Below are 22,265 nucleotides of genomic sequence, written 5' to 3'. Positions count from 1 at the left end.
CTAGGGGGGATATATTATGGCCGTTCTACCTGCTGCTGCTGCTGCTGCCTATCGTGCCGCTGCGCAAATGGCGACGCCCGCATCGTCTGCCAGTGCTGCCAGCAGCACGGGCAGCAATGCGCTAGGGGCGGGAAACTTTTCCGATTTTCTGTCGAGTGCGGTTAAGGACAGCATCTCCACCATCAAGCAGGGTGAAAACATGGCGGCCAAACAGGTCGCCGGTAAAGCCGAGCTGATTGATGTGGTCACCGCCGTCAATGCGGCCGAGCTTTCCCTCAATACCGTGGTGGCGGTGCGTGATAAGGTGATTTCCGCCTATCAGACCATCATGAGCATGTCGATCTAAAGGGGCGTTATGGGACCGGGTGAAACCATCGATTTCGCGCGCAGTGCGATTTATGTGCTGCTGGAAATCTCTATGCCGGCCATGCTGACAGCTCTGGCGGTTGGTCTGGTGATCGGCCTGTTGCAGGCCCTGACCCAGATTCAGGAAGCCACCCTGGTGTTCGTGCCCAAGATCATTGCGATCTTTGTGGTGTTGCTGATCACCCTGCCCTTTGTCGGCCATGTCATGGGCGGGTTCATGAACGATGTCGCCGAGCGGATCTCGGCCTATTAGGTTTCGTCCGCCCTTATGGTGGCGGATGGATGGGCGGCCAGGGCCGGTGGGACCCCGGTGAAACGCTGGAGGATGGCGGGACAGACGTAAAATGATGCATGTCACCCTGCCCAATCTGACGGGAATTTTTCTCGTTTATTTTCTGGTTTTTGCGCGCGTTGGCGGCATGGTCATGCTGATGCCCGGCGTTGGCGAAAGCAGTGTGCCGGCGCGGGTGCGGCTGATCTTTGCCCTTGGTCTGACCATCGTGATGGCGCCGTCGGTTGCCAGCGCCTATCCCAATACCAATCCGCTCAGCTTAGTCGCATTGATCATTCTGCTGGTGCAGGAGATGGTCGTCGGTGTGCTGCTCGGCACCATGGCCCGCATGATTACCAGCGCGCTGTCGGTAGGCGGCTATCTCATCGCCAACCAGATCGGTCTGTCGATGGCGCAGACCGTCGATCCCAGTTCGTCTTCATCTAACGATCAGGGCGCGGTGCTGGGCAATTTCCTGAGTATGATCGGGCTGGTGGCGGTGTTCGCCACCAATTTGCACTATCTGCTGATCGGGGCGATCAGCGGCAGCTACCACATCATTCCGCCGGGCGGAGAGCTGCCCACCGCCGATATGGCCGAACTGGCGATCCGTTTTACCAGTGCGGCTTTCGTGCTGGGCTTTCAGCTGGCTGGGCCATTTCTGGTGTTTGGTTTCGTGGTCAATCTGGCCTTTGGCGTGCTGTCGCGCCTGATGCCGCAATTACAGATTTTCTTCGTCGTTATGCCGATCAATGTGCTGATCGGGTTTTCTCTGCTTGCGTTATTCCTCGGCACCATGATCACGCTGTATCTCGATTTTTTCTCCAGCCAGATGGGGATGCTGCAATAGCGGCATAACAGGACATGGCAGGCGAAGATCGCGATCCCTCACAACAAACCGAAGAACCAACAGCCCGAAGGCTGCAACAGGCGCATGAGCAAGGCGACCAGATTAAAAGCGTCGAGCTGCAGACGCTGATCCTGCTGGTGGGTGCCACGATTGCGGTCAGCGTTTTCGGCCGCGGTATCGTCATTGGCTTTATCAACAACCTGAAAATTTTTCTGGCCGAACCCGACCGCATGGCCACCGATGGCAATGCGCTGATCCTGATGTTCAAGACGCTGCTCGGGCAGTTGCTCGCGATTTTCGGGCCTTTTTTTGTGCTGCTGATGGTGTTCGGGGTGGCGGGTAATGTGGTGCAGGGCATGCCGAGCTTCACCCCGAGCCGGATCATGCCCAACCTGTCCAAGCTGTCGCTGGTCAACGGCTTCAAGCGGATGTTCGGCATTGATGGCATTTCCAATCTGCTCAAGGGCCTGTTGAAAATCGCCGTCGTTGGTCTGGCGATCTGGATTCAGCTGTGGCCCCAGCGCAATGGGCTGGAGGCGGTGCTGACCCAGTCACCGGCGGCGGTGGCCGATGACATGTCGCATATGTTCATCCACCTGATGATCGCGGCGCTGGCGGCCATCGCCCTCATCGCGGCGATTGACTATGCGCTGCAGCGTCACGAGTTCATGAAGCGCAACCGCATGTCCAAGCAGGAAATCAAGGACGAAATGAAGGAGACGGAAGGCGATCCCAAGATCAAAGGCAAAATCCGTCAGTTGCGCATTGAACGCTCACGCAAACGCATGATGGCGGCGGTGCCCAAAGCGACCGTGGTTATCACCAACCCGACCCATTATGCCGTGGCGCTGCTGTATGAGCAGGGCAAGACCGCCGCGCCGATCTGCGTTGCCAAGGGCGTCGATGCGATTGCCTTCCGCATCCGCGATGTCGCCAAGGAACATGAGGTTCCCATCGTTGAAAACCCGCCGCTGGCCCGGGCGCTCTATGCCAGTGTTGAGGTCGATGCCACCATTCCCGCCGAGCATTACAAGGCGGTGGCCCAGGTCATCGGTTATGTCCTGCGTCTGACGGGTAAGTTGCGTCCGAATTAGGCGGCGGTTTGCGCGTTTGGGGGCGCCTTGCCGTAAACGGCGGCCATCAGGCCCCGATAGGTGTTTTCCGTATTAAAATGGCAGGCTTAACTATCGCCTTACGCGAGAAAACGGTACGGCTTGTTAGCTTTTTCAGATAGACTGAAATTCGGCATGACGACACAGGATAGCATGGACAGCGTTTCCGGCTTACCCCAAGGTGGCTTACCATCCGGCGCATGGCGCTGGGTGGCGGTGGCGTTCGTCGGGTTGGCTTTGGTGGCGGGCGTGCTGGCGGTGCTTTCTCCGCAGACGGTGCAATGGGTCGGCGTGGCGCTGCTGACCGGCATCGCGCTGGTTGGCTGCCTGTTTTTCTACACGATCTGGCCGCGCGATACGGCCCGTGGTGCCGATGCCCGCCGGGCGGCGGAGGCGGCGGCGCGCTCCAATGTCGCCTGGGCTATCACGGGTTCTGATGGCGCGGTGCGGGACTGCAACGAGATTTACCGGCGCATGGCCGGCACCCAGGAAGGCGAGGCCCCGGCCCCGCCCGAACTGGCCTTAAGCGATGAAAATTCGGCCGCAGTGCTGTACCGGCTGTCCCGCAGTGCGGTCGATGGTCAGGCCCGCGAGGAATGTTTTGCGGTGGCGCCGGGCATGGAAATCATCGCGGCGGTGCGTCCGCTACAGCGGCGGCAAACCTGTTGGTGGTTTACCCCCCGGCTGGCCCCGGAATCGCACAATGCCGCCGCGGGGCAGCCCCCCAACCCCCGCGAACGGGTGGGCGAGCTGTTTCGGGATGCCCCGATCGGGGTCGCGCTGGCCGAGGCCAGTGGTAAGCTCATCGAAGTGAATGACGCCTTCAAAAGCTTTTTCCGCTCGGCGGGGCTGTCCAATGCGGTGGCGGATACTCTGGTTGGCCGCCTGGTTGGCGAGCTGATCGAAATTGCGGATCGGCCTGCGGTTCTGGCCCTGATCGGTCAGGCGGCGCAGGGGCAGGCAGGCGGCCCGCTGGCAGAGCCGGGTGACGATGGCCGGGTCGAGCTGCGCCCGGCAGGCAATGATGAACGTAAAGCCGAGCTGTTTGCCTGCGCCGGTGGCGGCGGCCGGGTTATTCTGTATCTGCACGACGTGTCGGAACAGCGGGCGCTGGAATCCAAATTTGCCCAGTCGCAGAAGATGCAGGCGGTTGGTCAGCTTGCCGGTGGCGTGGCCCACGACTTTAACAACCACCTGACCGTTATTATTGGTAACTGCGAATTCCTGCTGATGCGCCACCGGGCGGGCGACCCCTCGTTCAAAGAGATTAACGAGATCAATCAGCACGCCTTACGCGCCGCCAATCTGGTCAAGCAATTGTTGGCCTTCTCGCGCAAGCAGACCTTGCAGCCCAAGGTGCTGGCGCTGCGTGAGGTGGTGGGCGAACTGGCGATCATGTTGCGCCGGCTCTTACGCGAAGGGATCGAGCTTAAGCTGGAATCGGCAAATGATCTGTGGGCGGTCCATGCTGACGAGGCGCAGATCTCCAATGCCATCATCAATCTGGTGGTCAATGCCCGCGATGCCATGCCCAAGGGCGGTACGGTCACCATTCGCAGCGGCAACGAAACCATTGCCGAGGCGATGGCGATGGGCGACGCCACCATGCCGCCGGGCGAGTATGTCCGTATTGGCGTGATCGATACCGGCACCGGCATCGAAAAAGACCATATGGCCAAGATTTTCGATCCCTTTTTCACCACCAAACCGGTGGGTCAGGGGACCGGTCTGGGGCTGGCGACGGTCTATGGCATCGTCAAACAGACCGGCGGCTTCATCTCGGTCGAATCCGAGACCGGCAGGGGGACGAATTTCAGCATTTTCCTGCCGCGCTACCGCCCCGATCAGGCTGCGCCGGAGAAGAACGAACCCGCAGCGGTGGCAACCCGCGATGTCACCGGTCAGGATACCATTTTACTGGTCGAGGATGAGGAAGCTGTGCGCAGCTTCGCGGTGCGGGCCCTTCGTATGCGCGGCTATCAGGTGCTGGAAGCCCCCGGTGGTGAAGAAGCCCTTGAAATCGTACGCAAAGCGACCGCGCCGATCCATCTGCTGATTACCGATGTGGTGATGCCCAATATGGATGGGCCCACCTTGGTGCGGGCGGTCAAACGCATTCGCCCTGATATGCCGGTGATTTTCATGTCCGGCTATGCCGAGGACGCCTTCCAGCGTAACGAGGAGCGGGCCGAGGATCTGCACTTCCTGCCCAAGCCCTTTGGCCTCAAGCAACTGGCGGCCAAGGTCAAGGAAGTTCTCTCGCAACACAGCCAGAGCTAGAATTCCCCTTCCTATGGGCTGGGTTACGCGCATCTTAATGCGCAACTGTTGCGAATGTGTCGCATAATCCGTCGCAACCGCCCTTGATGACGATAATGACTATCAATATTAGTCGCAGGGTTCACAATCTATTCGAGGGATGATCCGTGCGAGCGTTTACGAAATGGCTTTTATTGGGGACTGCTGGTTTCGTTATGGCCGGGGCTGGGGCAAATGCCGCAGCGGCCGCCGATAGTTCTAAAGGTGTCATCGAAACGGTGACGGTGACCGGTCAGGCGTTCGAGCTCGACGTCAAGGGGCAGACACCGCTGATCGAAACGCCTCAGAACATCCAGATTATATCGTCTGATCTGCTGGAAGCGCAGGGTGTCACCCGCCTTGACGAAGCCTTGCGCAATGTCGCTGGTGTGATGGGCGGGGGGTATTATTCCTCCTACGACTATTTCCGTATCCGTGGCTTTGATGCGTCCGGTTACATCTATCTCGATGGTATGCGGCTGGACAGCTATGTCGATGTTAATGCCGAGATGTTCGGGCTCGAGCAGATTCAGGTCGTCAAAGGCCCGGCTTCGGCCATGTATGGTCAGGGCGCACTGGGCGGTCTGGTCAACTTCGTCAGCAAGCGTCCGACCGACAAGGCCTTCCTGAATATCGGCGGCTCGTTCGGTTCTTACGACAGCTATGACTTTACCTTTGATGGCAATCTGCCAGTTTCCGATGATCTGGCGGTGCGCATGGTCGCGCTCAAGCGTCACGAAGGCAGCTTTGTTGATCGTTCGACCGGCAATAACCGGCTCTATCTGGCCCCGTCGGCGACCTGGAATATTGATGACAGCACCACGCTGACCTTGCTGGCGTCGTATCAGCACGACAAGATGAATATGGCGATGCCGCTGACCGCAGAAGGCACGATTACGGCATCAGATTACGGCACCTATTCGATCAAGACCAACACGTCACCGCTGGGGGATTCCAACCAGTCCAAGACCAACCGTACCGAGCTGGGCTATCAGTTTTCCCACAGCTTCAACAATGTATTCAGCTTTAATCAGCGCCTGCGTTATACGATCAACGACCAGAACTGGGATAACGTATATTACACCTCGTCACTGTCGTCTGACGGGCGGTATCTCTCGCTTTATCCCTATGATTACGACAGCTATGGCTCGATGCTGACGACCGATACCTCGGTCTCGGCCATTTTCAATACCGGCCCCCTCAAGCATCAGATTCTGATCGGCTCGGATTACTATATCAGCCACACCCATTCGCATTCGCGCCAGATCGATTACAGCGATGCCGATTCCTATTATGTGCTGGATCTCTATAATCAGACTGCGGGTCTTGCTACGCCGGACTATGCCACCCGTTCGGGCAGCAAGGATGCCTCGCACGATCTGGGCGCCTATATGCAGGACCATATCACCTATGGCAAATGGAGCCTGACCGGATCCTTGCGCTGGGATGATGCACAGACCGGCACCTCCTCCAAACAGACCGATGTCGCTTTCACGCCGCGTCTGGGGCTGACCTATGCCGTGCTGCCGCAGAATGTGCTGTTTGCCAGCTACAGTGAATCCTTCCTGCCGCAGAGCGGAACGAAATACACCGGCGAGCTGCTTAAACCCGAAGTTGGTCGTCAGTGGGAAACAGGTCTGAAATCCAGCCTGCTCGATGGCCAGATCGACCTGACCGCCTCGTTGTACTATCTGACACGCAACAACGTTTCGACCTCGGACGAAGATCACCCGAGCTATTATAAGCAGAGCGGCAAACAGCGTAGTCGTGGTTTTGAATTCGACAGCCGTTTCCAGATGACCACCAACTGGCAGGCCATTCTGACCTATGCCTATACCGATGCCGTGGTGATCAGCGATACGACCTATCCGACCGGCGATCAGCTCAGCAATGTGCCGAAGAACAGCATTGGTCTGTGGACGCGCTATGCCTTCGACGGCATCGTTAAAGGCCTGTCGGTCGCAGGCGGCGTCTATCATTATTCGAGTGAGGCGGGCGATCTGCCCAATACCTTCCGCCTGCCCGACTATACGCTGGTCAACACGCAGATCGCCTACAGCTATGGCCCGGGCGAAATTCAGTTCTCGGTGAAAAACCTGTTTAACGAACGCTATTATGCCGGTTCGTATAGCAGTACCTATGTGCAGCCCGGATTCCCGCGCAGCTTCACCGTTGATCTGAAAGTTGCCCTCTGACCATGCATCTGTTGCTTGCCCGTTTGCACCGCTACGCCGGCCTGACCATGGCGACGTTTCTTTTTCTGGCGGGGCTGACGGGCAGCATCATTGCCTTCAATGCAGAAATCGACAGTGCCCTGAACCCCGGCTTGTTTACCACGGCAAGCCGGGGGCCGGTGCTGTCACCCGACGCGCTGGTGCAGCGGCTCAATCAGGCGCTGCCGGGAGCCAAAGCATTGATTGTTCCGGTCTCGGTGGAGCCGGGGCAAAGCGCCATGCTGCGGCTGATGCCGCGCGATGGTCGCAGCAATTTCGACGAAGCCTTTTTCGATCCGGTAACTGGCCGCTTCCTCGGCGTGCGGTCGTGGGGGCAATGCTGCTTCACACGTGAACGGCTGATTCCGTTTCTCTATAAATTTCACTACAGCCTTGGCCTGCCCGGTTTGTGGGGCCTGTATCTGATGGGCGGCATTGCCATGCTGTGGACGCTCGATTGCTTCACGGCGTTTTTGCGCACCCTGCCGCCGGGGGTGTTTTCCTGGAAGCAATGGAAAAAAGCCTGGGTCTTTAAACGCGGGGCCAGCTCCTATCGCTTCACCGTCGATCTGCACCGGGTCAGCGGGCTGTGGCTGTGGGCGCTTTTACTCATTATTGCGTCGTCCAGTGTGGCGCTTAATCTGCCGCAACAGGTTTTTCGGCCGATTGTTGCGGTGTTTTCGCCTTTAAAACCTGGCTTCGGTGGTGTGATGGTCCAGCACCCGGTGCGGCCGGGCCAGAATCTGATTGGTTTTAACCGTGCCGCCGATCTGGCGCGTCAGCAATTTGCCCGCCAGCATCGTGCCGCCACGGTGCATCAGATCATGCAGTATGGCGGGACCTATGGCGTGCTCTATGCCCGGCCGGACCGCGCGGGCGAAGACGGGCTGGGCTATTCGACGCTCTACCTCGATGCCTATGATGGTGCGGTGGTGAGCGATGATCGCCCCGATACCGGTTCCCGCGGCGACCGCTTTCTGGCACTGCAATACCCGATGCATTCGGGCCGTATCTTCGGGCTGGCTGGCCGGATCGCAATTTCGCTGATGGGGCTGGTGGTCGCCATGCTGTCGGTCACCGGCGTGATCCTCTGGCTGAAAAAGCGCAAGAAACGGAAGCACGCAGTTTAAGGCGGGCTTAGCACCGGCTGCACAACATCAAAATGCAGATGCAGGAATATCGCGTCCATATGGATGCGGGGTGAACCGTTATAAAAATCCTCGTTGGCTTTATAGCGCATTTCCTGCCAGCCAAGGCTCAGCATCCAGTTGCTGTTGACGCGATAGCCGAGCGAACTGGCATAGGCGCGTACCCCGATGTCTTGCATCGGGTTGCCGCCCTTGGCTGTGCCGTCGCTATACTCAGCATCCAGTGACCAGGGGCCGTGATCGTATTTGATGCTGGCATGGGCGGAATCGGTTTGGCCATTTTTGCGCACATCGGTGATGCAGAAGCCAAAAGCATTGCTGACGTGATAGGCCCCGCCAAAGCCAAGCGTATCCTGCAGCCCAAGCGGCAGGGCAAATTCCGCCCCCAGCGCCCAGTCGGTCAGGCCGGCCTGACCGGGTTCTTTTTCGGCTTTATCAACATGTGAAAACCCGGCCCCGCCAGAAAAATTCGCCTGCACCGGGCCGATCATGGTCTGATAAGCCCCGCCAACTTCCCAGATGTTGCTCTGCCGCCCGCTGTGGCGGCTGCCGTAATCGACGAAGGGGATCACCCATTTGCCTTCACTCGGGGCATAAGACAGCCCCAGGTGAAAGCCCTGCCAGTCAGGGGTGTAATAGACGATTTTGGCATAGTTGAACGAGGTCTCTACCGTACTGTTAAAGGCATAATGGTCGACCATGACATGGTGGTTGGCGGGGTCTGGAAAAAAGGTGGCGTTATGGCTTTCAGGCGAAACCTCGCTATCCACCACCGGGCCGGTCAGCCCCAGAGCATAGGCGGCACCGTCGGCCATGCCAATCTGTAACCGGCCATAGGAACTGACCCAGGTGCCATAGAGCTTCTGCACCAGATCGCTGTCGTAATTATCGGCGCTGTAGCGGTCGTGATAGAGATAAAAATAGCCCGAAACGCTCACCCGCTCCCCATCGCCGAGTTGTTCGACCAGCCGTGTCGTCAGCAGGGCGGCGGCGCTGACGCTATCGGCATCCAGGTCGCGGGCGCTGGGCTGAAAGGCTGCCGCCGCGGTGGCATAGGCTGAACCGCCAACGGTAAACACCGTCGCCCCGTCGCCAATCTGCAGCGGAGAAATCTCTCCGGCACAGGCAGACGATGCCAGCGCGGCCAGACCGAGCCCCGCAGCGTATATCCAGTGATCGTGACGTAACCGCAAAACTGTAAAGTGCATAACCACACCTGTTTTAAGGATAGGTTTATCAAATACGAGTGATGTTGCGTGTCAATCTCATATTGAACCGCAACGTGCATGCTGCGTGATTACGCCACGGTCGCAGCCCGGGCATCCTAAGGGGGGTACTTTACAAAAGCCTCAACGGCTGTGGATTATTTTGCGTCAACGCCGACCGCATCGGCAACCGTGGCAAAGCCGTCCCGCTTCAAAGCCGCGGCCAGATCGCGCTTGATGCTGCTGAGCAAACCGATGCCGCCGAACACCAGCGCGGTATAGACCTCGACCAAGCTCGCCCCAGCGCGGATCTTGGCATAGGCATCGGTGCCCGAGGACACACCACCAACCCCGACCAGAACCAGCCCGGCTCCGACGCGGGCGCGCATGCCAGCCAGAATGGCGTTCGAAGGGGCCAGCAGGGGTTTGCCCGACAGCCCGCCTTCCTCTCTGGCATGGGAATTTTTTAAGTCCGGCCGCGCCAGTGTGGTGTTGGTGACAATGATGCCGTCCAGTCCGGCGGCCAGAACCTCGGCGGCGATATCGTCCATCTCGTGGCCATCGATATCCGGGGCGATCTTAAGCAGGATCGGCTTTTTGTCACCACCGCGGGCCTCGGCCAGTTCAGACAACAGCCGGTGCAGCGCCTCGCGCCCTTGCAGCTTACGCAGGCCGGGTGTGTTGGGCGACGAGATATTCACCGCCACATAATCTGCCAGCGGGGCCAACCTATCATAGGTCAGCCGGTAATCGGCGATGCGGTCATCGCTGTTCTTGTTGGCACCGATATTGATGCCGAGCACGCCAGCCCCGGCTTTGGGGCCGACTTTACGTTTAGCCAGATGGGTGGCAGCGAATTCCATGCCGCGATTATTAAAGCCCATGCGGTTGATGATGGCCCCGTCTTCCGGCAGGCGATACATGCGCGGTTTGGGGTTGCCCGGTTGCGGGCGCGGGGTCACCGTGCCGCATTCGACGAAGCCAAAGCCCAGCCGGAACATCGCCGGATATGCGACGGCGTTCTTGTCAAAACCGGCGGCCATGCCAATGGGGTTGGTAAAGTTTAAACCCAGCGCGGTTATCGCCAGCACCGGGTCATCTTTTCGCGCGCGCGGCACCAGGGGGCCGAAGGCCGCGGACAGCTCTACGGTTGCGTTATGGGCGGTTTCGGCGGGCAGCAGGCGCAGGGCCGCCACCGCAAGATCCATCGGGTTTATCATGGCTGTCTTTTGTGCCCGTCGGCGGGCACTGTGGCAAGCCGTTTTCTCCGCGGGCACCGGATGGAAAGATTTTTCGCTTGTGGGCAAACGGGCTGCGACGGAGACTGCCCCCTCAAACCGTATAACCAAAATGGACAGCCGCGTGCCGCTTGATCCCGATGATGAACTGATCCTGCACGCCGCTCGGGGCGAACGGGCCGCTGCGGCGTGCCTGATGGCGCGTCATCTGCCCAAGATGTTGTCGCTGGCCCGCCGCATGCTGGCATCTCGTGGCGCGGCCGAAGCCGAAGATGCTGTGCAGGATGCTTTTTTGCGGCTTTGGCAATATGCCGGGCGCTGGCAGCCCGGGCGGGCCAAAGTGGAAACCTGGCTCTACCGGGTGGTGCTTAACCAATGCTATGACCGGTTGCGGCGGCGTACTACCGCCCCGCTGGAAGCGGCGGCCGAAATGCCTGATACCGCCCCCGGGGCCTGTGCGCAGCTTCTGGCTGACGAGCGGGGCCGGGCCGTGCAAGCCGCGCTGGAAAAATTGCCCGAACGGCAGAAAGCCGCACTTTTACTGTGTCACTGGCAAGAAATGGGCAATATCGAAGCGGCGGAAGTGATGGGCATCAGCGTTGAAGCTATAGAGTCGCTGCTGTCGCGCGGCCGACGGACGTTACGAGACCGTCTGGCGGACTGGAAGGAAGGGTAACATGGCCGAAAAAGAACTCAGTGATCGTGCCTTTGTCGACCGGATCGTACAGGAGTGTAGCGCTGCCGATGGGCTGCGATCACAAAACCGAAAGCCGCCCGATCTGCCGCCCGATCTGCCGGCCGATCTGTCCGCCCGCATCCTTGCCGATTTTGATGCCACCTTTGCACCGCGCCCGTCCTGGTCTCAGCGACTGGCCGAAACCATCTGGCCGGGGGCGCCGCTGTGGCAGCCGGGCTTTGCGCTGGCGCTGGCGCTGATCTGCGGTCTGGGGCTGGGTTTGCTGCCCAGTGTACAGTCGGGCAGCACGGCCACGGACAGCAGTTCGCTGCAGCAACTGACCGAGGCCACGCCGGCCCTCGACCTGGCGGGAGATATTTAATGCCCTCACCTTTTCTGTCCCAACCGCCGTCTGCGGGATTAAGCCGGGGGTGGCGCGTCCTTATCATCCTGTCGCTGTGTCTGAATCTGCTGATGCTGGCGGCGGCGGGCACCTTGCTGTGGCGCTGGTCGGCGGCCTCGCTGCCACTGTCCCGACTGATCGACGGGCCTGCTGGCGGGCCGATGCACCATGGCAATGCCAAAGGTTTTGGTTTGGGCCATGGGCCACTTAATCCGCATGTTCTGGCCAGTCTGGCCCCGGAAAAACGCGATGCCATCCGCCACCTGATGGATGCCCACCGCCAAAAGATGCAGGCGTTGCGTCAGGAGTCTTTCAAGGCCCGTCAGGCGGCATCCGATCTGATGGCCAGTGATGGTTATTCCTCAGAACGTTTCGCGGCGGCGCTGGATCGGGTGCGGCTGGCCGATGGCGCGCTGGAAGCCGAGGTGCTGCGTATCGTCAACGAATCCGTCGGGCTGCTGTCACCCGAGGAACGCCGCGCTGTGGCCAAGGCACAGAACGAAAGTGAACATGGTCCCGGCGATGGGCATGGCCCCGGCATGGGTGGTGGTATGGGTAACGGCATGGGGGGGGGCGGGCAAAATCGCCCACATCGTGCCGCGCCGCTGCCGGATCAATAAGCCGGGTTTCTTATGCTTTGGGCAGGCGCAGCTCCACCATTGTGCCCTTGCCGGGCTGGGGAGCGAATTTCAGGGCGCCGCCCATCATCCGGGCCAGCTCCATGGCAATGGTTTCGTCGATACTGGGGCGCGCGCCGGATCGGGCGGTCCGGTTGGGTAATTTGCCCGGATCGGTGATGGTGACGATGGCGGCACCCGGTTCCTCGCCAATCCGGACATGGATATTGCCGCCCGGTGCGGTGCGCGCCATCGCTGCGCCGAGCAGCATTTCTAAAATGCGCTCGGCTATCTCAACATCAATATAGACTTCAACCGGGATCGGCGGGGCCAGTTCCAGCTTAATCCGTCTGGCGTAGGCCCGGCCCGACTGGGCGCGCAATGTTGCCCCGACCAGCTGACTGGCTTCGCAGGTTTCGATGGCAAGCGGTATGCGGCCGGCGTCGATGGTGGCCAGTTCCCCCACGGCATCAAGGCGCCTTTTGATCAGGCGGCCGGCGCTGTCGATATAGCGGGCATATTCGCCATATTTGGGGTTCTCGACCGGGCCGGGGATTTCACGGGCGATCATTTCGGCAAAGCCGCAAACCGCATTCAGTGGGGTGCACAGATCGCGCGCCAGATTGGCATATAACAGACTGCGATCCTGAATGCGTTCGGCGGCATGGCGTTCGGCCAGCGCCAGACGCATGCGCAGCTTGGATTCTTTGGGCGGGCTGTGGCGCAAGGCGCGCACCAGACGGGCCGCTTTGGCCCGCCAGTCGATGGCGCGCCAGAACACCAGCATCAGCCAGCCGCCGACCAGAAGCGGCCCCAGCACCAGAAACAGATGTAGCGGTAATAGCCGGTACCAGTCGCCGGTCACGGTCGGGTCCACTTCGTAATGCAGTGTAATCGGCCAGTGCTGCCCGGTCAGCAGGATGCCGCGCCGGGCGGTGGCCGCGTCGGGGTGGTGGCCAGCCAGACTGACCCCGGCGGTACTGATCAGCTCGGCCTGGGCGAGCAGGGCGGGCGGGGCCAGCGTGGATGGCTCGAACGACACCGCCACCAACCGGTCGCCATCACGAAAGACGATCAGACCGCGATTGCCGGTGCCGATCACCAGCCGGTTCTTGCGTAACAGCGAGGCCAGCGCCAGACTGTCGAGGGCTTCGCCGCTCTGGCGCAAGCTGTTACCCGCACTGTCGGCCACGGCGATGCCGCGGATGCCGGGCAAAGCGGCCACCGCTTCTTCGGCCAGTCCGCCATTAGCGAACATCAGACCAAGGGCGGCGACGCGATCGAGATTGCCTTGCGCCGTGGCGAGCAGAATCTGGGCCTGGGCAATGTCGGCATCTTCAGCCTGCTGAAAGGCGTGCTGTTGTTCGAAATAGAGCAGTAATCCGGCGGCCAGCGCGAAGCTGACGGAAATCAGCCCGATGCAGCCGATGACCAGCTGGCGCGCCCGGCGATTGGGTAAACCGGCCGCCCGCAAAATTCCGGGCCCGATCTTTGGTCCAATCTTTTGACCGATGGCCGCGCCAAGCTGCCGATAGAACCGCCCTGCCGTCTCGCTCATGCCGTTCCTGCTGGCTATCTGCCGGACTGATTCGCAACTTAGACGATTATGCGCGAGCGGGAACTCATGTCACTGCAAATGCAGGGTTTTACAAATAGGGGCCAAAATAAAATCCCGGCCCTTGCGGACCGGGATTTTGGTAAGCGCAGCAAAAGGCCTGGTTCAGCCCAGCATTTTGGAGACAACTTCATAAAGGTTGGACGAAATCCCCGCCGTATCGAGCATGGCCTTCAGCTCGTGCCGCATCATTTTCTGACGATCCGGGGCAAAGCGCCGCCAGGTTTCGAACGCCCCGGCCATGCGGGCCGAAACCATGGCGTTCAGTGTATCGACATGGCGCACCACCTCGCCGACAAGGGCATAGCCCGTGCCGTCGATGCTGTGGAAGCGCAACTGATTGACCGAAAAAGCACCGATCAGCGCGCGCACCCGGTTGGGGTTTTTGATGTCGAAGGCCGTATGCTGCATCAGGGCGCGGACCTTGGCCACCGTATCGGCGCGCGGCGATCCGGCCTGCAGGCCCATCCATTTGTCGAGCACCAGGGGCTCATTTTTGAATCGTTCGTAGAAATGGCCGAAAGCCTCGTCGCAGCGCGCCGATGCCATGCGCGACAATGCCGCCAGCGCCGCCATCATATCGGTCATGTTGCCCGCTTCATTGTATTGGGCAAAGGCCAGTTCGGCCGCCGCGTCGTCATCGGCGGCGGTTAAAAAGCGCAGCGCGGTATTCTTTAAGGCACGCCGTCCGCTGGAGGCCGCATCGGGGCTGTAAGGGCCGGTTTCGCGGCAGGCGTCGTACAGAGCGGCGAATTTATCCTGATAGGCGTCGGCCAGAATGCGGATCAAACCGACACGGGCGGCATGAATCGCATCGGGGTCGATTTCATTCATGCTTTGGGCGATTTCGCTTTCCAGCGGCAGCGCCAGCATGTGGGCTGCAAAGGCCATGTCTTCGGTGGCATGGTCGAGCACCGTGCCAATGGCGCCGATATAAGCCTGATCGGCGGGCTTGTCGGCGATCAGGGCGTTCATGGCACTGCGCGCCAGAGCCTGCCCGGCTTCCCAGCGGTTGAAGGAATCGCTGTCGGCGGCCATCAGGCGGGCCCGTTCGGCATCCGTCTGATGCTGGATGAAATGGCACGGCGCCGAGAACCCGCGACCCAGCGACAACAACGGGGCCTGCTCTACCCCGGTGAAGACAAAATGCTCTTCAGGTTTGGTCAGCTCGATCACGCGCTCGTCCGGGCCGGTGGCATTTTCACCGTCGAGGCTAAGCGGTAATGCCTTGCCGCTGGTCGCACCGATCAGGCCAAGGCGCACCGGAATGTGCATCGGCAGCTTTTTAGGTTGCCCCGGTGTGGCGGCGAGCGATTGCTTGAGGTGCAGTGTGTAGGTTTTCTTCGCCGGGTTATAGTGGCCTTCGGCTTCGACCACGGGGGTGCCGGCCTGATGGTACCACAGACGGAACTGTTTCAGGTCGCGTCCACAGGCATCTTCAAAGCATTTGACCCATTCTTCCACCGTCACCGCCTGACCATCGTGGCGGGCGAAATACAGATCGGTGGCTTTGCGATAGCCTTCGGGCCCGACCAGCGTTTTCAGCATGCCGATGATCTCGGCACCCTTTTCATAAATCGTGGCGGTGTAGAAATTATCGATGGTGATGTAGCTGGAGGGCTGCACCGGGTGGGCCAGCGGTCCGGCATCTTCGCGAAATTGCGTCAGGCGTAAGGTGCGCACATCCTCGATGCGTTGCACCGGGCGCGAGCGCATGTCGGCCGAAAAATTCTGATCGCGGAAGACGGTCAGGCCTTCTTTGAGCGAAAGCTGGAACCAGTCACGGCAGGTGATGCGGTCGCCGGTCCAGTTGTGGAAATATTCGTGGGCAACCACACTTTCGATATGGGCATAATCGCCATCGCTGGCGGTATCGGCACTGGCCAGAAGCACCTTATCGTTAAAGATGTTGAGGCCCTTGTTTTCCATGGCGCCGAAATTGAAGGCCGACACCGCAACAATCATGAAAATGTCGAGGTCATATTCGCGGCCATAGGTTTTTTCATCCCAGGCCATGGCGTTTTTCAGCGAGACCATCGCCCATTCGGCTTTTTTCTCGTTGCCATGCTCGACAAAAATCTTCAGCGCAACCTTGCGCCCCGACACCGTGGTGAAGCTGTCTTCGATATGGCCAAGATCGCCCGCCACCAGGGCGAACAGATAGCAGGGTTTCTTGAACGGATCGTGCCACACGGCAAAATGCCGGTCGCCCGAGAGCTCGCCGGATTCAATCAGATTGCCGTTTGACAGCAGCACCGGGCAGCTCGCCTTGGGCGCTTCGATGCGGGTGGTATACACCGCCAGCACATCGGGCCGGTCGAGGTAATAGGTAATGCGGCGGAAGCCTTCGGCTTCGTTCTGTGTGCAGAATAATCCCTTGGACTGATACAGTCCTTGCAGCTCGGTATTGTCCGCCGGGGCGATCTCGGTGACGATTTTCAGGGTGAAATCCGCCGGGGGGCGGAAGATAATCAGGCTGTCGGCGCTGACCTCATATTCATTCTGGGGTAATGCGCGGCCATCAATCGCCACCTCGATTAGCTTTAAGCGCTCACCATCCAGCTTCAGCGGAACTTCGGGCCCTTCACGCACCATCTTGGTGGTGGCGGTCACGCGCGTGGCGTGTGGGTCGAGCACAAAATCGAGCGCGATTTCCGAAACACGGTACGCGGGTGCGCGGTAATCTTTCAAATGGGTGGCTTGCGGTTCGGTCATGGCAATCCTTTGATGCACAAATGGGCGGGCTTTAAGGGGTATAGCCCGGCTGGCGCGTAAAAAAAAACGCGAAATATTTTTACGAAAAATAGCGTGACATGTCCCGGCCGGTTTGCGCGAGACGTTTCTTCGCCTCTGCAATGGCGGTATTTCAATGAGTTAGGGAGGCTGGAGGGTTAGGCACCGCTGCCCGAGTCCGGCCAGTAGGGCATGTCAAAAGCCTCAAGCGGGGCGTCTTCGGGGTGCTGGCTGACGATAGATTTGAACCCCGCTGGCCAGTCGCAATGATCGAGTTTGGTGTGATGGATTTCAAAGCCTTCAGGCCAGTCGGCAAAGCCCGGCTTCTGAGACAGTTCGGCAATGGCTTCGTCGGCTTTTTCCGTAGAACTGAAGATACCGATCAACAGCTTAGTGTCCTCGCGGTCGGTATAGCCGCGGACATACCAAAGGTCATAAACCGTATCCATCAACGCCTCCCTGGCGGTGCACTCGCAGGGCTGATCATAGGGGCAGCAGTTTACCGGCGATTTAAAGTTGGTACAGATAAGTCGTGAAATTTTATTTGGTTAATTTGTCTGCGTAATGGAGGCATTTTATTGTTACTTTTGCTGGAAATTGGCACTTCGCTGTTGGTAAACCACGTTCCCACTTTGCATCCGTGCGTGCTATAGCTACGGCAAAGCCAAAATGACCCAGAACCCAACCTATGCGAGATGTTATGTCTAAACCGCAGAGCGACCTGAAGCCCAATACTTTCGAATACGAAAACTTCCCCCTGATTACCGCCAATGGGTTTCGCGAATACGATGCCCGCTGGCTGTTCGGTAAAGAACTGAATCTGCTTGGTGTTCAGGCGTTGGGGCTGGGGATTGGCACCTATCTGCAGGAAATCGGCGTGCCGCTCAAGGTGGTTACCGGGCATGATTTCCGCTCCTACTCGCTGTCGATCAAGCAGGCGCTGACCATTGGTCTGATGCAGGCCGGCTGCGAGGTGCTCGACATTGGTCTGGCGCTGACCCCGATCGCCTATTTCGCCCAGTTCGCGCTGGATGTGCCGGCGGTGGCAATGGTGACGGCCAGCCATAATGAGAATGGCTGGACCGGGGTGAAAATGGGGGCGCAGCGCCCGCTGACCTTCGGGCCGGTCGAGATGACCCGGCTCAAGGAAATTGTGCTGGCTGGCGAGGGTAAGCCCCGCGCTGGTGGCAGCTATAAATTCATCGAGAATTTCCGCGAGACCTATATCAGTGACGTGACCAGGGGCCATAAGTTGTCGCGCCCGATCAAAGTGGTGGCGGCGACCGGCAACGGCACCGCGGGCGCTTTCGTGGTCGATGTGTTGCGGCGCATTGGGGCCGACGTGATCCCGATGGATCAGGAACTCGATTTTACCTTCCCGAAATACAATCCGAATCCGGAAGACATGCACATGCTGCATGCCATGGCCGATGCGGTGAAGGAACATAAGGCCGAGCTCTGCCTGGGTTTCGATGGCGATGGCGACCGTTGTGGCGTGGTCGATGATACCGGCAACGAAATTTTTGCTGACAAGACCGGCGTGCTGCTGGCCCGCGATCTGTCGAGCCGGATTCCCAATGCCCAGTTCGTTGTCGATGTGAAATCGACCGCGATCTACACCATTGATCCGGTGCTGAAAGCCAATGGTGTCACGGTGGATTACTGGAAGACCGGTCACTCCTATATCAAGCGCCGCACGTCCGAGCTGAAGGCCGTCGCCGGGTTTGAAAAGAGTGGCCATTATTTCTTCAACGCACCGGTTGGTCGTGGCTATGACGATGCGTCGATTGCCGCCATTGCCATTCTGGAAATGCTCGATCGCGCCGGTGGTAAGAAGATGTCGGAACTGGTCGCCTCACTGCCCAAGACCTGGTCGTCGCCGACCATGAGCCCCTATTGCAATGACGCCGCCAAATATGCCGTGGTTGATGCCATCACCAAGGAATATGAGGACTTGAAGGCTAAGGGCGAAAAGATCCTTGGCCAGAATATCGTTTCTATCGTCACCGTGAACGGTGTGCGCGTTACGCTGGAGGATGGCACCTGGTGTCTGGTGCGCGCTTCGTCGAATAAGCCGTCGCTGGTCGTGGTGGTCGAAAGCCCGGTATCCGAGGATGGCATGCATGCCATTTTCAAGGATCTCAACGCCCGCCTGTCCCAGCACAAGGAAGTCGGCGAATACGATCAGAAGATCTGAGGCTTTATCAGATACGAAAAAAAGGCGGGCCTAATGCCCGCCTTTTTTGTTGGTAACCGGCACATAACCCTGCGGTGTGCTACGCCAGATTTGGCCGATGATTGAGCGTTTCTGGCGCGGATAGCTGTCATCCGGAGTATCCAGAATGATGTCTGTTTGTCCGTCCGTGTCTGTAATGACTGTGGGATAATATTTGCTGCCATGCTCCATCACCTTGGTAATGCTGGTGGGACCGATGCGATAAACGTTGATCCAGTAGGCGCTGCCCGTTGTCGTGATAACGATAAAATCCCGGCTGCCATCAAAGGCTGGAAAGGCGGCTGTTACGCCACCCATTATGTCGTCGCTATAGGGTGTCGTGCGTCGACAGTTCGCGATGCAACGAATGTGTATCTGGCGGTTCATAAGGCCCTCTGCCGGGTCTTTGCCGGAATATTCAATGCTGTCGAGCTGATAGGTTTGCCCATCGATGTGGCTGATGGCGCGGACGGCAATGGTTTCTTCTGACGATTCCGCCGGTTGTGTCACATGTGTCTGCAGTTGATCGGCTTCATAATTTTTGTGATGCGCTTTTGCCGTTATGGGGCGGTACGGACCCGGCCCGCTGCGCCAGAGCTGACCGGTGACAACCTCGCGCCGCTCCGGGTCCGTGGAAGCGGGGTTGTGAATTGCAATCTGAATACTGTTGTCGTCACCCAAAAGAAGCTGCGGATAGGTTTGCGACGGCTGATCCATCACCTTGGCAGCACGGGGCCCGTTGAGGCGGTATACCCGTACACGGTAGCCCTGCCCTGCGGCCCAGATGGTGATGATGTCGGGGCTGGTCTCATATGGGGTAAGGGCGGCAACGATGCGGTCGGTTACTCTGTCATGAAAGTGAAATTCACTATTGCAGTTCCAGCTGCAATAGATGTGAACATCTGCGGTGTTATCCGCAGTCTGTACAACATCCAGCCTGTATTCGGTCATATCCTGCAATGTCCCTGCGCGCGTGAGCAGGGGCTCCGCCGCCGGTGTCGCCGCCAGTGTGCTGAGAAATGCCAAAACGATAAACGCGCTATATCGGATCATCGCTCTCTTAGCGTTTGGGCGTGCAAAACGCAGCCGTACTACTGACAGATTAGCGTATTTCCCATATCGGGGCCATGCACGGCTCTGGTTTGAATGCGGCACGTGCTGAGCTGGGGCGGCAGGGGGCGATGCAAGCGCAGATCCCCGGCAATGGCCCCACCTGATAAAAAGAGCGCTCCCCAAAATAGACTGGCAGAGATGAATGAGTGTTTCATGGCATCACATCACCCGATGTGGCATTTGCGCAAATTCGCAACCAGAAATTACTATAAAACGATACCATATAAAAAAGCCGCTCCTGCGAGCGGCTTTTTGTAAACATCGCTGTGTCGGTTCAACCTTACCGGTTGGGTACCAGACGTAAGTGCGGCGTCTTGGCCGGGTTGGGCTGCTGCGGGGCTTCCGGTGCGGTTTCGGGCGTCGGGGCCTCGCCCATTTCATATTGCAGGAAGCGGCTCTTGGGGCTGGCAAAGAATTCGTGATTGCCGATATGCACCAGACGGCTTTCGGTATCGAGCCACACCTTGCCACCCAGCTTGCGCCAGCGCTGACAGAAGGCATAGTCCTCGCTGAGATATTCCTGGGTCTCGGGATCAATCGCGGTATCGAACAGCGCATACTGGTTGGGGCTGAAATAGCCCTCAGCGCTGTTGTGCGCGCATTTATAGTGCAGGTTGGGATAGGCCTCGAACATGCGGGCGATGACTTCGCGCTTGATCATCATGAAGCCGGTGCCAGCATATTCTGCCTCGACAAAAGCACCCTGACGCTTCAGCGGCATCAGCGGGGTGCCGACAAAACGGATCGGCGCGTAATCGAGCGGCTCGCCACCACGGGCGCGGGCCAGTGAATTATCATCCCAGTCGATCAGCTTCAGCGGATACATGCCCGCGACGACGTCCTGGTCAAACTCGACCATGCGCATCACCTGCGGAATTTCAAAACCGGTGTCGGCGTCAATGAACAGAAGGTGGGTGGCGTCGCTGTCCATGAATTTGGACACCAGCATATTGCGGGCCCGCGTGATGAGCGATTCGCGCCCCATCAGCTCGACCGAAACACGGAAGCCGTGCGAGGTGCCGTACTGCATCAGCATATACACGCATTGCATATAGCGTTGATGCACCACCCCGCCAAAGCAGGGTGTGGCCACGAACAGATGGACCGGTTTGGGCAAGGACATCAGCTTCTCCTAGGACTATCGCTTTTCCGGTGCGTCCGGAGCATTTGGCTCCGGTGTGGAAAAACGATCGATTTCTTCGTCGGTTACACTGGGTATGCAATATGTTTGCCACTGAAGCCGGGCATAGCTAAGCCCCGGTATTTTCCCGCATTTTGCACGTTTGCGGGCTTACGCAGAACCCCGGGGCGTACCGTCTGGCGGCGGTGTTACGGCCGGTGTGGTCCCGGAAAATTTTTCCCACCGGCAGTTTGCACCCAAGCTGGTGAAGCCCGGGATGCACCTTACGGCGCCGTGCTACGGTGACACGGCATAGCGATCTTTCGGGCTGGCAAAAAACTCCAGCGGGCCGATGCGGTACAGCGCGCTGGCGGTATCGATCCAGATCTGGCCGCCAATGTTGCGCCAGCGCTGGCAAAAGGCCCCGCTGTCACAATAATAGGTATCACTTGAGCGTTCGATGAAGGGTTCGAAAAGGGCGTATTGATGCGGGCTTTGCTGGGCCGGACCATCGCCTTGCACCTTGCGGTATTGCAGCTGGGGATAGGCAGCAAACATCGTCGCGAACACGTCACGCTTAATCAGCATGAAACCGGCTTCGGCAAAATCGGTTTCGGCAAAGTCACCGTCGCTTACCATGGGGCGCAGCGGGCGGGCGGAATAATGCAGCGCCGCGGTCTCCAGCGCCTCGCCCTGTTGGACCCGCGTCAGTGCGGCATCGTTCCAATAGACCCCGGCCTGTGCATAAACCCCGGCGGCAATATCCTTGTCGGCATCAAGCAGGCGCTGGACCTGGTCGGGCAGAAAGCCAATCGCGGCATCGACGAACAAAAGATGGGTTGCGGTCGGCCGGTCCATGAATTTGGCGACCAGCGTATTGTGTGCGCGGGTTTGCAGCGGATCGTGGGTGATCAGCTCGATCGAGGTGGCGATGCCCTTGCCCTGACAATACTGCATCAACAGGCAGATCGACTGCATGTAGCGCTGGTGCACCACGGCGCCAACGCCGGGGGTGGCAATGACAAGGTGGGTCCGCACGAGCTGCCTTTCTGGCATGGCTGGCCTAACGGTT

Annotated in this window: 19 protein-coding genes; 11 read left to right on the top strand and 8 right to left on the bottom strand. The window is 59.1% G+C overall.

The genetic code is table 11. The annotated features are described in order from the left end of the window. The first annotated feature begins 16 nt into the window (after positions 1–16). The 7 genes from fliE to ACZ5RI_RS01460 all read left to right on the top strand — a co-directional run bounded on the left by fliE (position 17) and on the right by ACZ5RI_RS01460 (position 8,240). Positions 17–346, top strand: coding sequence for a flagellar hook-basal body complex protein FliE (gene fliE / locus ACZ5RI_RS01490; RefSeq protein WP_464514346.1), 330 nt, complete (start codon positions 17–19; stop codon positions 344–346). Positions 347–355: 9 nt separating this feature from the next. Beyond that, the gene (gene fliQ, locus ACZ5RI_RS01485; RefSeq protein ID WP_464514345.1) at positions 356–619 is read left to right on the top strand and encodes a flagellar biosynthesis protein FliQ; all 264 of its coding nucleotides are present in this window, start codon (positions 356–358) and stop codon (positions 617–619) included. A gap of 91 nt (positions 620–710) precedes the next feature. After that, positions 711–1,487 carry a flagellar biosynthetic protein FliR gene (fliR, locus tag ACZ5RI_RS01480; RefSeq protein WP_464514344.1) on the top strand — a complete coding sequence of 259 codons (777 nt, stop codon included), beginning with the start codon at positions 711–713 and terminating at the stop codon, positions 1,485–1,487. Positions 1,488–1,501: 14 nt separating this feature from the next. Beyond that, complete coding sequence (gene flhB, locus ACZ5RI_RS01475) at positions 1,502–2,581, top strand: flagellar biosynthesis protein FlhB (protein ID WP_464514343.1); 1,080 nt, start codon at positions 1,502–1,504, stop codon at positions 2,579–2,581. Positions 2,582–2,734: 153 nt separating this feature from the next. After that, entirely contained in the window at positions 2,735–4,879 is a 2,145-nt protein-coding gene (locus ACZ5RI_RS01470; RefSeq protein ID WP_464514342.1) for an ATP-binding protein, read from the top strand. Positions 4,880–5,025: 146 nt separating this feature from the next. After that, positions 5,026–7,092 (top strand): TonB-dependent siderophore receptor, encoded by a 2,067-nt coding sequence (locus ACZ5RI_RS01465; RefSeq protein ID WP_464514341.1) that lies wholly within the window; start codon positions 5,026–5,028, stop codon positions 7,090–7,092. A 47-nt stretch (positions 7,093–7,139) separates the two neighbouring features. Next, positions 7,140–8,240: a PepSY-associated TM helix domain-containing protein gene (locus ACZ5RI_RS01460; protein ID WP_464514340.1), complete on the top strand. Its 1,101-nt coding sequence runs from the start codon at positions 7,140–7,142 to the stop codon at positions 8,238–8,240. On the opposite strand, the gene ACZ5RI_RS01455 is transcribed toward ACZ5RI_RS01460, so the two are convergent. Continuing rightward, positions 8,237–9,466 (bottom strand): porin, encoded by a 1,230-nt coding sequence (locus ACZ5RI_RS01455; protein WP_464514339.1) that lies wholly within the window; start codon positions 9,464–9,466, stop codon positions 8,237–8,239. The genes ACZ5RI_RS01460 and ACZ5RI_RS01455 overlap by 4 nt on opposite strands. 155 nt (positions 9,467–9,621) lie before the next feature. Beyond that, positions 9,622–10,683 (bottom strand): quinone-dependent dihydroorotate dehydrogenase, encoded by a 1,062-nt coding sequence (locus ACZ5RI_RS01450; protein WP_464514338.1) that lies wholly within the window; start codon positions 10,681–10,683, stop codon positions 9,622–9,624. A gap of 142 nt (positions 10,684–10,825) precedes the next feature. Here ACZ5RI_RS01450 and ACZ5RI_RS01445 point away from each other — a divergent pair, with 142 nt between their 5' ends. From ACZ5RI_RS01445 to ACZ5RI_RS01435, 3 genes are read left to right on the top strand one after another with little or no spacing between them, the layout of a single operon-like run. Beyond that, the gene (locus tag ACZ5RI_RS01445; RefSeq protein WP_464514337.1) at positions 10,826–11,377 is read left to right on the top strand and encodes an RNA polymerase sigma factor; all 552 of its coding nucleotides are present in this window, start codon (positions 10,826–10,828) and stop codon (positions 11,375–11,377) included. 1 nt (position 11,378) lies between these two features. Beyond that, positions 11,379–11,759: a hypothetical protein gene (locus ACZ5RI_RS01440; RefSeq protein WP_464514336.1), complete on the top strand. Its 381-nt coding sequence runs from the start codon at positions 11,379–11,381 to the stop codon at positions 11,757–11,759. Further along, on the top strand, positions 11,759–12,400 hold the full coding sequence (locus tag ACZ5RI_RS01435; protein ID WP_464514335.1) for a periplasmic heavy metal sensor: 642 nt from the start codon (positions 11,759–11,761) through the stop codon (positions 12,398–12,400). Before ACZ5RI_RS01440 ends, ACZ5RI_RS01435 begins: the two co-directional genes overlap by 1 nt. 10 nt (positions 12,401–12,410) lie before the next feature. On the opposite strand, the gene ACZ5RI_RS01430 is transcribed toward ACZ5RI_RS01435, so the two are convergent. The 3 genes from ACZ5RI_RS01430 to ACZ5RI_RS01420 form a co-directional block, all read right to left on the bottom strand. Continuing rightward, complete coding sequence (locus tag ACZ5RI_RS01430) at positions 12,411–13,955, bottom strand: sensor histidine kinase (protein WP_464514334.1); 1,545 nt, start codon at positions 13,953–13,955, stop codon at positions 12,411–12,413. Between the two features lie 162 nt (positions 13,956–14,117). Further along, entirely contained in the window at positions 14,118–16,727 is a 2,610-nt protein-coding gene (gene pepN, locus ACZ5RI_RS01425; protein ID WP_464514333.1) for an aminopeptidase N, read from the bottom strand. Between the two features lie 176 nt (positions 16,728–16,903). Continuing rightward, positions 16,904–17,194, bottom strand: a complete 291-nt coding sequence (locus ACZ5RI_RS01420; protein WP_464514332.1) for a DUF7336 domain-containing protein — start codon at positions 17,192–17,194, stop codon at positions 16,904–16,906. Between the two features lie 251 nt (positions 17,195–17,445). Here ACZ5RI_RS01420 and ACZ5RI_RS01415 point away from each other — a divergent pair, with 251 nt between their 5' ends. Continuing rightward, the gene (locus tag ACZ5RI_RS01415; protein ID WP_464514331.1) at positions 17,446–18,942 is read left to right on the top strand and encodes a phosphomannomutase/phosphoglucomutase; all 1,497 of its coding nucleotides are present in this window, start codon (positions 17,446–17,448) and stop codon (positions 18,940–18,942) included. A gap of 30 nt (positions 18,943–18,972) precedes the next feature. Here ACZ5RI_RS01415 and ACZ5RI_RS01410 read toward each other — a convergent pair whose 3' ends face one another. The 3 genes from ACZ5RI_RS01410 to ACZ5RI_RS01400 all read right to left on the bottom strand — a co-directional run bounded on the left by ACZ5RI_RS01410 (position 18,973) and on the right by ACZ5RI_RS01400 (position 22,231). Next, positions 18,973–20,013: a hypothetical protein gene (locus tag ACZ5RI_RS01410; protein WP_464514330.1), complete on the bottom strand. Its 1,041-nt coding sequence runs from the start codon at positions 20,011–20,013 to the stop codon at positions 18,973–18,975. Positions 20,014–20,353: 340 nt separating this feature from the next. After that, the gene (locus tag ACZ5RI_RS01405) at positions 20,354–21,196 is read right to left on the bottom strand and encodes a glycosyltransferase family 2 protein (protein WP_464514329.1); all 843 of its coding nucleotides are present in this window, start codon (positions 21,194–21,196) and stop codon (positions 20,354–20,356) included. A 294-nt stretch (positions 21,197–21,490) separates the two neighbouring features. Continuing rightward, entirely contained in the window at positions 21,491–22,231 is a 741-nt protein-coding gene (locus tag ACZ5RI_RS01400; protein WP_464514328.1) for a hypothetical protein, read from the bottom strand. Positions 22,232–22,265: the final 34 nt, after the last annotated feature.

The sequence above is a fragment of the Micropepsis pineolensis genome (assembly GCF_055392125.1).
Note: the sequence above shows the minus strand (reverse complement) of the source record. Positions and strands in the feature narration are given on the sequence as shown.